The sequence below is a fragment of the Allosediminivita pacifica genome (assembly GCF_003054175.1).
GTDB lineage: Bacteria > Pseudomonadota > Alphaproteobacteria > Rhodobacterales > Rhodobacteraceae > Allosediminivita > Allosediminivita pacifica.
In genome coordinates this window covers 71,888-83,366 of record NZ_QBKN01000003.1, presented here as the reverse complement: position 1 = coordinate 83,366, position 11,479 = coordinate 71,888, and the positions used below count along the sequence as shown (strand labels likewise).

The following is an 11,479-nucleotide window of genomic DNA, read 5'->3' as shown; positions in this document are numbered from 1 at the left end:
ATGTTCACCGTCTGCGCCCTTTACCACTTCACCCGCTTCGAAGATCCCGATGCCCTGCGCGGGCCGCTTCGGACGCTGTGCGAGGCCAACGGCATCACCGGCACGCTGCTGATCGCCCATGAGGGCATCAACGGCACCATCGCCGGTCCGCGTGCCGGGATCGACGCGGTGCTGGCGCATGTCCGTACCCTGCCCGGCTGTGCCGATATCGAATGGAAGCTCTCGACGGCGGCGGAACGCCCCTTCGCCCGGCTGAAGATACGCCTGAAGAAAGAGATCGTGACCATGGGCCAGCCGGACGTCGATCCGCTTGCCCGCGTCGGCCACTACGTCGATCCGCAGGACTGGAACGCGCTGATCAGCGCGCCCGACGTGGCGGTGATCGACACGCGCAACGATTACGAAGTGGCCATCGGCAGTTTCGAGGGCGCCGTTGATCCCGAAACCACGAGTTTTCGCGAGTTTCCTGAATGGTGGGAGAAGAACAAGGACCGCTTCCACAACAAGCGTATCGCCATGTTCTGCACCGGCGGCATCCGCTGCGAGAAATCCACCAACTTCCTGCTGGGTCAGGGCGTGCCCGAGGTCTACCACCTCAAGGGCGGCATTCTGAAGTACCTCGAGCAGGTCCCGCAGGAAGGCAGCCTCTGGCGCGGTGACTGCTTTGTCTTCGACGGTCGGGTCAGCGTCGGTCACGGGCTGCGCGAGGGGCCGCACGAACTGTGCCACGCCTGCCGCAGGCCCATCCTGCCCGAAGATCGCGACCGCCCGGAATACGAAGAGGGCGTCTCCTGCCATCACTGCATCGACGAGACCTCGGAAGAGGACAAGATGCGTTTCCGCGAACGGCAGAAGCAGATCGCGCTCGCCCGGGCGCGGGGCGGGCGGCATCTTGCCATGGATGTGGACGACCTGCCCGAAGGCTGAGTCCTAGCGCATCCGGCTCAGGACCGAGACCGAGGGATAACCGTCGGGGGTCAGTCCATTGGCGGCCTGCCAGCGGCGTAGCGCGGTGATCGTCAGCGGGCCGATGCGCCCGTCGATCCCCTTGGTGTCATAGCCCGCCGCGGTCAGGCGCTTCTGCAGCTCTTCGCGTTCAGACCGCTTCAGGTTCCGGTCGCCCCGTGGCCAGTCCGCCCGGATCGGCCCGCCGCCTCGCAGCCGGTCCGACAGGTGCCCGACGCCGATCACGTAGGCGTCGGCGGGGTTGTAGCGTTCGATCGCATCGAAATTGTCGAAGATCAGGAAGGCAGCACCCCGGGCGCCCGCAGGCAGCAGGACCGAGGCCTGCCCGTAGTCGCGCACCGGGTTGCCATTCATGTCGCGAATGCCCAACCGCGCCCATTGGCTTGGCATGCGGTGCACGTCCCGGCGGGCCATGCTGTAGTCGAAGCCGCGCGGAAGCTGCACCTCGACCCCCCAGGGCTGGCCCTTCTTCCAGCCATGTTCGGCCAGGTAATGCGCGGTCGAGGCCAGCGCGTCGGCGGGGTTGTCGCTCCAGATGTCGCGGCGCCCGTCTCCGGTGAAATCCACCGCCAGCGCATGGAAGGAGGTCGGCATGAACTGCGTGTGCCCCATGGCCCCGGCCCAGGAGCCCTTGAGATTCGCGGGCGTTGTGTGCCCCTGTTCGAGGATCTTCAGCGCGGCGACCAGCTGCTCCTCGAAGAAGGCGCGGCGCCGGCCCTCGTAGGCGAGCGAGGCCATGGAGCCGATGACCGGTTCGCTGCCGCGGAAGGTGCCGTAGGCGGTTTCCAGCCCCCAGACGGCGGCCACGACTTCCTTCTCGACACCGTAGCGCGCCTCGATCCGGTTCATGAGGTCGGCGTGCCGCTGCAGCGCCTCGCGCCCGTTGCGCACGCGCGCATCAGAGGCGGCACTGTCGAGGTAGTCCCAGATCGGCTTGACGAATTCGGCCTGGCTGCTGTCGCGACGCACCACATCGGGATCAAAGCGGACGCCGGCAAAGGCCCGGTCGAAGGTCGAAGGGCTGATGCCCTGACGCAGCGCCCGGGGGCGGAAATCGCGGATCCAGGCGGCAAAGCCGGGCGTTTCCCCGCCGGGCGCGGCCAGTTCGGTCGGCCGCACCTCCGGGCGAAGCGAAAGCCCGGGCGCTGCCTGCTTGGGCAACAGGACCGTTGCGGCGCGGGTGACAACCTCTGGCGCTGCGGAGGATACCGCGCCGGGACGCTCCACCGGACGCAGCGAACGCTGCGGGCTTTCGGCGGCGGCCGCGAGGGCGATGCTGGACAAGACGGCAGATGCCGCCAGATAGCGCGTGACCATGGCCTGAATCCTGCTCTGCTGCTCATTATATTTTGGTTAAAACTACTGCAAAACGTGCGCTCGGGAAAGCGTGGTGATCCCGCCCGGCAGAATTCCTGCAACCTTTCGCGCGAAGCGGCCATTGCGATTCAGCGCTGGCAATGTGCCGGCGAATCGCGTTGCCATTCCGCAGCGCGTTTTCGGGAAGGACCGGTCCATGCATCAGCAACTGAACGACGAGGGGCGGGCGCTGATTTCAGAGCTCTCTCAGCGGCACGGCTTTTCACAGGACGCGGTGGAGCACATGTTGCGTGCAGTCTGGTCCGGCGGTGGCCGTCAGGCGCAGTTCGGGCACCACGAATTCGGCGGCATGGGCCAGTGGTCCATGGGCGGGATGATCATGATCGGAGACATGTTCAACAACGGCCTGAAAGCGCGCGTGGATTCGCTCTGCAACGACGTCTCGGGAGCGTTGTCGAACCGGACGCTTTTTGCGCCCGTCCCGCAGCCGCAGGTTTCCTCCGGCCAGCAGCAGTGGCAGGGCGGCAGCAGCGGTGTCAGCTATGCCTCTTCCGGGATGGGGATGAACCGCGGCTGGCCGTCCGAACTCGGGCAGCCCGCCTCGCAGGGAAGCCAGAACAACATGCGCTATGCCATCTTCCCGCAGGCGCGCCGGCTGGCCATTTCGGACAACGGCCGCGTCACCGTCTACGACACCGGCGACCACAATATCGGCGGCATCGGGCAGGCTCAGCGCGGCGACCAGACGCTGACCTTCACCAGCCAGTATGGGCTCGTCAGCGTGGCCAATCTACCTGTGGTCCAGGGCGCCGGTGATGGCGGGCAGCCCTCCGGGCAGCCCGATCAGCAGGGCAATTCCCCCACCCCCGAAGCGCCACCGCAGCCGTTGCAGCCGGAGCAACCCTGGCAGTCCCCCCAGGCCCCACCCCCGTCACAGTCGCCTACCGAGGACGACATCTTCGGCCGGATCGAAAAGCTCGCCGATCTGCACGCGCGCGGCATCCTCAGCGACGACGAGTTCCAGTCCAAGAAGACCGAACTGCTGTCGCGGCTCTGACATCTCTCAGAAGGCGTCGCCGGACAGCTTGGTTTCGGCGCGCAGTTTTTCTTGGAATTCGCGGAGAAGCGGCACGCGGCAGGGCCGGAAGGACGTGCCCGTGACCTCGAGATCCGTCATTCGGTCCAACCGGAAGGCCCGGAAATCCTCGCGCAGGCAGCACCAGGCCAGCAGACAGTGGCTGCGGTCCATCAGTAGGATCGACAGCGGCCGGACGTCGCGCCGGGTGTCCTGCCCGTGTTTGTCGGAATAGGCGAAGGTCACCGTGTGTTCGTCCCAGCAGGCCTTGCGCAGGGCGGCGGCGTCCACGGTGGGCGCCAGCGGCGGCTGGAACCGATGGGCCGTGAGCACCGCATGCCGCAACCGGTGCGCCTGCCGTTCCGGCAGGCGGGCCCGCAGTTTGGCGTGGGCGCGGCGCGCCGCCTTGGCCAGCGCGGGATCCCCTAGCGCGGCGACCTCGCGCAGGCCGAGTACCAGCGCCTCGATCTCGTCCTCGGCAAAGCTCTGCGGCGGAAGGCTGGAATCCTCGATCAGCCGGTAGCCATAGCCCGCGGCACCGTCGATCACAGCGCCCTGACCCCGCAAGACCTCGATATCGCGGTAGAGCGTGCGCTCCGAAACGCCCAGCTCTTGGCCAAGCTGAGCAGCCGTCACCGGCGGTGGTAGGTGACGCAGGGCATCCATCAGGCGGAACAGGCGTTCGGTGCGGCTCATGATGAGACGATGATGCCCCATCCCGACAATACTTGACAGGAGGACGTGGCACATCATGGCCGATCCAACCCGGCCACAGGAGCCCACCATGCTGACCCTTCTCACCTTTCCCGCCAGTCTCGGCGAGCCCAGCCTCAGCCCCTTCTGCACCAAGGCCATGTGTCTGCTGCAGATGGCGGGCTTGGACTGGAAGCCCGAGCTTACCTTCGATCTGGCTGCGATGCCGCTGGGAAAGCTGCCGGTGCTGAAGACCGACGACGGCCTCATTCCCGACAGCAACCTGATGGCTGACTGGCTCGAGGCGCAGGGCATCGATCTCTATCCGGGGCGCGATGCAGAGGGCCGCGCCAAGGCCCACCTTGCCCTGCGCCTCGCGGAAGAGCACCTGCGTCTTGGTCTTGTCCATGATCGCTGGGTGGATGAGGCCGGCTGGCAGGCCTTCATGCCGATCGTCTTTTCCGGAGTGCCCGAGGAGAAGCGCGAGACCGTGGCCCAAGGGGCACGCGACGCCGTGCGTGCGGGCCTGCACTGGCAGGGGATCGCGCGATTCTCCGACGCGGACCGGCAGGCCTATCTCTCCACCGACCTCGCGGCGCTGAGCGCCCTTGGCGAAGGTCACCGGTTCCTCTTCGGCGAGACGCCCTGCCTGGCCGATGCCTCGGTTCTCGCGATCCTCAGCGGGATCGACCACCTGCCGGCGGACACGCGGCTGCGCCGGGCGCTTAGGGAGGACCGCCGGCTGATGGATTATATCGAACGCGGTCGGGCGGCGCTTTACGCACCACTCATGCAGCCTGCCTGAAGCTAGATCTTTGAGCGCTTCTGGCGCGTGACCTTGCGCTTGGTCTTGGCATCCTTGCGTTTGGCCTGCGCCGGCTTGCGGCGAGGGGAGGTGCCGGGCTTGCGGGGCGGCCCGCCCTTGCCCCGTCCCTTGCCGCGCGACGGGCGGCCGCCGGCGGGGATCTTGTCGTCCTCGATCTCGAGCATCTCGAAGGCGATGCCGCCGGTCACCGGCGCGGCCTCGATCAACTTGACCCGGGCCCGCTGGCCAAGGGCAATGATCCGGCCGCTGTCGGCACCCATGAGCGTGCCGCTGTCCCGGTCGAAGTGGAAAAACTCGCGCCCCAGCGTCGAGATCGGCACCAGCCCGTCGGCGCCGGTCTCGTCCAGCTTCACGAAAACGCCGAACTTGGCGATGCCGCTGATGCGGCCCGTGAACTCGGCGCCGACCCGGTCCGACAGATAGGCGGCAAGGTAACGGTCCGTCGTGTCCCGCTCGGCCAGCATCGAGCGGCGCTCGGTGTCCGAGATCTGGTTGCCCGTCGCCTCCAGCTTTTCCACGTCCATCTCGCTCAGCCCGTCGTCACTCCAGTGATGCGCGGTGATCAGCGCGCGGTGCACGATGAGGTCCGCGTAGCGGCGGATGGGCGAGGTAAAGTGGGCATAGTTCTGCAGCGCGAGACCGAAGTGGCCGAAGTTCTTGGGGCTGTAGTAGGCCTGCGTCATCGACCGCAGCGTGGCGATGTTGATGAGCTCGGCATCCTCCTTGCCGGCGGCGTCGTGCAGCAGCTTGTTCAGGTGCGCGGTCTTGAGCACCTGCCCCTTGGGGAGCGTCAGACCGGCCACCTCGGCGGTGTCGCGCAGGCTTTCGAGCTTGTCCTGCGGCGGCTCCTCGTGGACGCGGAATAGCAGCGGCACGTCCTTGGCGATGAGCGTGTCGGCTGCGGCCACGTTGGCCAGCACCATGAATTCCTCGATCAGCTTGTGGGCATCGAGCCGGTCGGTGAAGTCGACGGATTTCACCGTCCCGTCCTCGTCGAGCACGATCCTGCGCTCAGGCAGGTCGAGGTCGAGCGGTTGGCGGCGGCCGCGCGCGGCCTTGAGCGCGGCATAGGCGTCGTAGAGCGGCTTGATGACCGGTTCGAGCAGCGGGCCGGTCTTGTCGTCGGGCTCGCCATCCATGGCCGCCTGCACCTGCTGATAGGTCAGCGAGGCGGGCGAGCGCATGAGGGCGCGGTGGAATTTCTGGCCCAGCTTGTTGCCGTCGGCGTCGATGCGGATGCGCGCGACGATACAGGCGCGCGGCACGCCTTCGTGGAGGGAACAGAGATCGCCCGAGAGCCGGTCGGGCAGCATGGGCACGACCCGGTCGGGGAAATAGCTGGAGTTGCCGCGTTTGCGGGCCTCGTGATCGAGTTGCGATCCGGGGCGGACGTAATAGGCCACGTCGGCGATGGCGACCCAGATGACGAAGCCGCCCTCGTTGTTGGGGTCTTCGTCAGGCTCGGCAAAGACGGCGTCGTCGTGGTCGCGGGCGTCGCTAGGGTCGATGGTGACCAGAGGCAGCTCACGCAGGTCGGTGCGGCCTTTGAGGCCCGCGGGCTTCATGCGGTCGGCCTCGGCCACGACTTCCGCGGGGAAGTCGTCGGGGATTCCGTGCTGGTGGATCGCGATCAGCGAGACGGCGCGGGGGGCCGTGGGATCGCCCAGGCGCATGACGATGCGGGCCTTGGGCAGGCCCATGCGGGTGTTGCGGGGACTGGCCTGTTCGGCCTCGACCAGTTCGCCCTCCTGCGCGCCGCCGGTGGCGTCGGGGGCGACGGTCCATTCCTTGTCCGAGCCCTTGTCGATAGGCATGATCCGGCCGCCCTCGGCGCCCTTGCGGAAGATGCCGACGACCTTCTGGGGGCTGTTGCCGATCCTGCGGATCAGGCGGGCCTCGTAGTTGTGATCCTCTTCGTGCACGACCTGGAGGCGGGCGAGGATGCGGTCGCCTTCGCCGAGCGCAGGGTCGGTGTTGCGGGGGATCAGGAGGACCACGGGCTCCACCCCCTCGCCGTGCCATTCGAGCGGCTGGGCGTAGAGGTCGCCATTGTCGTCAGGGGCCTTGACCTGCAGGACGCTCACCGGCGGCAGGCGGTCGGGGTCGCGGTAGGTCTTCTTGCGCTTCTCGAGGTGGCCCTCGGACTCGAGCTCCTTGAGGACGCGCTTGAGGTCGATGCGGGCAGCGCCCTTGATCCCGAAGGCCTTGGCGATGTCACGCTTCGAGGTGAGGGTCGGGTTCTCGGAGATCCAGTCGAGGATATCCTGTTTTGTGGGCAAGCTGGACATGATCCTCGCGTAGCACGGGTCCGGGGTGGCGTCATCGGGAAACCTAGGGGGCGGGGCGCCGTCGGAAAGGGAGCGGGGAGGGACAGAGAGGTGTCCCGGGCCGGGACATCCTTTCGATGCAATAAAATCAATATCTTAAGTGGGAGGTTTAACCATCTATTAGGACTGTCCCGCGACGCGGGACAGATCGGCGGCGGTGTCCACGTCGCCCAGAACCTCGGCATAGGCCACCCGCGCACCGCCCAAAGAGGCGACGCTGTCGGCCAGCGCGTGTTCTGTGGACCAGCGCACGCCTGCGAACATGCCCTGCGGCACCCGTCTGCCGTGGGGGAGCCCGACGAGCCAGTAGCCGCCATCCTCGCCAGGGCCGAAGACCGCGTCGTGCCCGCCCATGGCGCGGAAGGCCGCCCAGACTCGGGCGGGGGTGATGCCGGGAATATCGGCTCCGACGACGCAGACCGGCCCCGGCGGGGCGCTGCGCATGGCCCGCGCCATGCGCGCGCCGAGATCACCGGCCCCCTGCGCGACGCGCGGCAGGTCCGAGGGCCAGACAGGTGAAAGCACGGCGGTATCGGGTGCCACAGCCAGCACCAGATCCCAGCGCGGATCGCGCAGGCGGCGAAGCAGGGAGCGGAGCTGGTGACGGAACCACCAGGTTGCCGCCACATGCCCGATCTCGCGCCCCAGACGGGTTTTCACGCGGCCCGGACGGGGCTCTTTCACCATGACGATCAGGGTGCGGGTCACAGTGTGCAGCGCATCATGCGGTGCGGGATGCCCGCGTCGTCGTAGAGATCGCCGAAGGGAATGAAGCCGAGCTTGCGGTAGAAGCCCTCGGCATGGGCCTGCGCGCCCAGCTCGACACGGGTGATGTGGGGATCGGCCTCGAAATGCGCGAGCCCGAAGCGCACGAGTGCTGCGCCAAGGCCCGTGCCGCGGGCCTCTTCGAGCACGCAGATGCGACCGATCTTGCCGATCTCGTGGTCCCGCAGAAGCCGTGCGGTGGCCACGGGCCGCCCGTCGATGCGGGCCAGAAGGTGCACGGCATCCGCGTCGAGATCGTCCCATTCGTCGGGCTCGGAAATGCCCTGTTCCTCGATGAAGACGGTGCGCCTAAGGGCATGGCAGGCCGGCAAGTCGTCGGTGATCTCCACCGTCCCGGTCACGCGAAATACTCTCGCAGGATGCGGGTGTAGACCGCCTTGAGCTGCTGCACCTGCTCCACCGGCACGCGTTCGTCCACGGCGTGCATGCGTTGGCCGACGAGGCCGAATTCCACCACCGGGCAGTGATCCTTGACGAAGCGCGCATCCGAGGTGCCCCCCGTGGTCGAGAGCACCGGGCTGATCCCGGTTTCGGCCTCGACCGCCTTGCCCACCAGGTCGGACAGATCGCCCGGCGGCGTCAGGAAGCTTTCGCCCGACAGCCGGAAGCGGACTTCGGTCGTGGTGCCGAACTCGGCGTCGATCTTCGCGGCCTCCTCGGTCAGCCAGCGCTCGAGCGAGGCGCCGGTGTGCAGGTCGCTGAAGCGGATGTTCACGCAGCCGGTGGTCTGCGCGGGAATGACGTTGTTGGCGGGGTTGCCGGTGTCGATGGTGACGATCGCCAGCGTCGAGGGATCGAAATGATCGGTGCCGGTGTCGAGTTCGTGCGTGGCGAGCCGGTCCATCAGGCGGGCCATGGCCGGCATCGGGTTCAGCGCCTTGTGCGGGTAGGCGGAATGCCCCTGAACGCCGGTCACGGTGAACCACGCGGTGAGCGCGCCGCGGCGGCCGATCTTGATCATCTCGCCGAAGGTTTCGGGGCAGGAGGGTTCGCCAACGATGCAGGCCTGCATGGTTTCGCCGTTGTCGGCCATCCAGTCGAGCAGGGCGCACGTGCCGTCGATGGATTCGCCTTCCTCGTCGCCGGTGATGGCAAGCACCACGGCGCCCTCGGGCGGCGTGTCGCGGACGAAATCGACGGCGGCCGCGGCAAAGGCCGCGACGCCGGATTTCATGTCGACGGTGCCGCGCCCGTAGATGTGGCCGTCGTGGATTTCGGCGCCGAAGGGATCATGGGTCCAGTCATCGGGGTTGCCGACGGGCACGACATCGGTGTGGCCGTTGAAGCCCAGCGTGCGGTTCGCGCCCTTGGCCCCCCAGCGGGCGAAGATGTTCCGGATGCCGCCGCGGCTGACCTCGAACACTTCGAACCCGGCGTCGGAGAGCAGCTCCGACAGGACCGTCAGCGCCCCGGCGTCCTCGGGGGTCACCGAGGGGCAGCGCACGAGGCGCGCGGTCAGCTCTGCGGGATCGGTCAGGCTCATCGGAGGCTCCTGTTGCGGGACTCCCAATCGCTATCGCGCCGGCGTGGGCTTGGCAAACGCGACAGATCGGCGTCAGTCGAAGAAGGGCTCCACCTGGGCGACGATGACGGCGTTTTCGGCCAGCGCGCGGTCCATGAGGGCGGCTTCGTCGGCGTCGATCTCGTGGCCCTGGGCCACGCGTTCGTCGCGGGTGCCGTAGCCGGTCACGTCAAGCGGGGCCATGTCGGCCTGCTTGAGGATCGCCACGGTTTCGCGCACGGCCTCGTCCTCGCTCACGCCCGAGGCATAGCAGATCAGCGCGGCGCCGGTGGCCTTGTCGGGCAGCCCGTCGCCGGTCTTGCGTCCGACCTCGACCACCAGGGTGAAGACCTGCTGGCGCTTTTTCTTGTCCTTTTCGCTCATCCCGCCCCTTTCGGCGGAGCGCTGCGTGCTGTCAAGCGGTGGCTGCTTGACGGGGCATGTAATAGTATAACATAACAGATTCCCGGAACCCACCAGAGCAAGGAGGCCCCCATGCCCGCGCCGCTTCCCGTCACCGTCCTGTCCGGCTTTCTCGGATCGGGGAAGACCACGCTGCTGAACCGCGTGCTGAACAACCGCGAGGGCCGCCGCGTGGCGGTGATCGTCAACGACATGTCCGAGGTGAACATCGACGCCGATCTTGTCCGGCAGGGCGGGGCGGAGCTGTCGCGGACGGACGAGACGCTGGTCGAGATGACCAACGGCTGCATCTGCTGCACCCTGCGCGAGGACCTTCTGACCGAGGTGCGCCGGCTGGCCGAAAGTGGGCGCTACGATTACCTGCTGATCGAGTCCACCGGCATCGCCGAGCCGCTGCCCGTCGCGGCGAGCTTTGCCTTCCGCGACGAACAGGGCCGGAGCCTTGCCGACATCTCGCGGCTGGACACGATGGTGACGGTGGTCGACGCGGTGAATCTGCTCGAGGATTACGCCAGCCACGATTTCCTGGCGGACCGGGGCGATACGGCGGGCGAGGGCGATGATCGCAGCATCGTGGATCTGCTGGTGGAGCAGGTGGAGTTTGCCGACGTGATCGTGCTGAACAAGGTGAGCGACGCGGGGCCGCAGCGGGTGGAGGCGGCGCGCAAGATCATCGCCGCGCTGAACCCCGACGCGAAGGTGATCGAGACCGATTATTCCGAAGTCGATGCGGGCGCGGTGCTGGACACGGGACTGTTCGACTTCGATCGGGCGCACGAGCATCCGCTCTGGGCCAAGGAACTTTACGGCTTTGCCGACCACGTGCCCGAGACCGAGGAATACGGTGTGTCTTCCTTCGTCTACCGGGCGCGGCGGCCCTTCGATCCGCAGAAGGTGCACGCGGTGCTGAACGGGGACCTGCCCGGGGTGATCCGGGCCAAGGGGCACTTCTGGATCGCCACGCGGCCCGAATGGGCGGCGGAGTTTTCCATGGCGGGGGCGCTGAGTTCGGTGCGGCCGCTGGGGCTGTGGTGGGCGGCGGTGCCCGAGGGACGCTGGCCGGATCACCCCGAGGCGCGGGCCGCGATTGCCGAGAACTGGACCGAGCCCTTCGGCGACCGGCGGCAGGAGATCGTCTTCATCGGGGCGGGCATGGACCGCGACCGGATCAGCGGCGCGCTGGATGCGGCCCTTGCCGGGACCGAGGCGGGGGTCGACATGGCGGCGGCGCAGGCCATCTCCGACCCCTTCCCGCAATGGCGGCGCGGATGAGCGGCAACCTTCCCGCGGCGCTGGCCAACGGCCGTCGCCGGGGCGATCCGATGCGCGAACATGACAGGCTGCCCGAACCCGTCAGGCACTGGGCCATGCAGGCAGCTCTGCCCTGGTCGCCAAGGTCGCTGCGCAAGCTTTGGGCCCGGGCGCTCGCCGAGAGCGGCGGTTGCGAGGCGGCGGCGATTGCCCGGCTCAGCAGGGCGGAAGCGCGCCAGCTGGACCGGGCCGACCCCCGGACATGAAAACGCCCGCTCTCCGGATTCCGGAGGGCGGGCGCTTGGGTCGTCACG

General features: G+C 67.7%; 12 protein-coding genes. 5 read left to right on the top strand and 7 right to left on the bottom strand.

The window, feature by feature from the left end; translation table 11 throughout:
• Positions 1-927, top strand: coding sequence for an oxygen-dependent tRNA uridine(34) hydroxylase TrhO (trhO, locus tag C8N44_RS03200; RefSeq protein WP_107974727.1), 927 nt, complete (start codon positions 1-3; stop codon positions 925-927).
• Positions 928-930: 3 nt separating this feature from the next.
• Here trhO and C8N44_RS03195 read toward each other — a convergent pair whose 3' ends face one another.
• Positions 931-2,283: a lytic murein transglycosylase gene (locus C8N44_RS03195; RefSeq protein ID WP_107974726.1), complete on the bottom strand. Its 1,353-nt coding sequence runs from the start codon at positions 2,281-2,283 to the stop codon at positions 931-933.
• Positions 2,284-2,479: 196 nt separating this feature from the next.
• On the opposite strand from C8N44_RS03195, the gene C8N44_RS03190 reads away from it, so the two are divergent.
• Positions 2,480-3,340 carry an SHOCT domain-containing protein gene (locus tag C8N44_RS03190; RefSeq protein ID WP_107974725.1) on the top strand — a complete coding sequence of 287 codons (861 nt, stop codon included), beginning with the start codon at positions 2,480-2,482 and terminating at the stop codon, positions 3,338-3,340.
• A 6-nt stretch (positions 3,341-3,346) separates the two neighbouring features.
• Here C8N44_RS03190 and C8N44_RS03185 read toward each other — a convergent pair whose 3' ends face one another.
• Entirely contained in the window at positions 3,347-4,054 is a 708-nt protein-coding gene (locus C8N44_RS03185; RefSeq protein WP_107974856.1) for a helix-turn-helix transcriptional regulator, read from the bottom strand.
• Between the two features lie 88 nt (positions 4,055-4,142).
• Between C8N44_RS03185 and C8N44_RS03180 the strand changes: the two genes are divergently transcribed.
• Complete coding sequence (locus C8N44_RS03180; protein WP_158273993.1) at positions 4,143-4,856, top strand: glutathione S-transferase family protein; 714 nt, start codon at positions 4,143-4,145, stop codon at positions 4,854-4,856.
• 2 nt (positions 4,857-4,858) lie between these two features.
• Here the strand turns inward: C8N44_RS03180 and rnr are convergent, their stop codons facing one another.
• The 5 genes from rnr to C8N44_RS03155 form a co-directional block, all read right to left on the bottom strand.
• Positions 4,859-7,165, bottom strand: a complete 2,307-nt coding sequence (gene rnr, locus C8N44_RS03175; protein ID WP_107974723.1) for a ribonuclease R — start codon at positions 7,163-7,165, stop codon at positions 4,859-4,861.
• A gap of 159 nt (positions 7,166-7,324) precedes the next feature.
• Positions 7,325-7,912: a TIGR04282 family arsenosugar biosynthesis glycosyltransferase gene (locus C8N44_RS03170; protein ID WP_107974722.1), complete on the bottom strand. Its 588-nt coding sequence runs from the start codon at positions 7,910-7,912 to the stop codon at positions 7,325-7,327.
• Positions 7,909-8,331: a GNAT family N-acetyltransferase gene (locus C8N44_RS03165; protein ID WP_107974721.1), complete on the bottom strand. Its 423-nt coding sequence runs from the start codon at positions 8,329-8,331 to the stop codon at positions 7,909-7,911. The genes C8N44_RS03170 and C8N44_RS03165 overlap by 4 nt, the downstream gene beginning before the upstream one ends.
• Positions 8,328-9,473: a succinyl-diaminopimelate desuccinylase gene (dapE, locus tag C8N44_RS03160; RefSeq protein ID WP_107974720.1), complete on the bottom strand. Its 1,146-nt coding sequence runs from the start codon at positions 9,471-9,473 to the stop codon at positions 8,328-8,330. The genes C8N44_RS03165 and dapE overlap by 4 nt, the downstream gene beginning before the upstream one ends.
• 72 nt (positions 9,474-9,545) lie before the next feature.
• The gene (locus C8N44_RS03155) at positions 9,546-9,875 is read right to left on the bottom strand and encodes a hypothetical protein (protein WP_107974719.1); all 330 of its coding nucleotides are present in this window, start codon (positions 9,873-9,875) and stop codon (positions 9,546-9,548) included.
• 111 nt (positions 9,876-9,986) lie between these two features.
• Between C8N44_RS03155 and C8N44_RS03150 the strand changes: the two genes are divergently transcribed.
• Positions 9,987-11,186: a GTP-binding protein gene (locus tag C8N44_RS03150; protein WP_107974718.1), complete on the top strand. Its 1,200-nt coding sequence runs from the start codon at positions 9,987-9,989 to the stop codon at positions 11,184-11,186.
• Positions 11,183-11,431, top strand: coding sequence for a DUF6525 family protein (locus C8N44_RS03145; protein ID WP_107974855.1), 249 nt, complete (start codon positions 11,183-11,185; stop codon positions 11,429-11,431). Before C8N44_RS03150 ends, C8N44_RS03145 begins: the two co-directional genes overlap by 4 nt.
• The last annotated feature ends 48 nt before the right edge of the window (positions 11,432-11,479 follow it).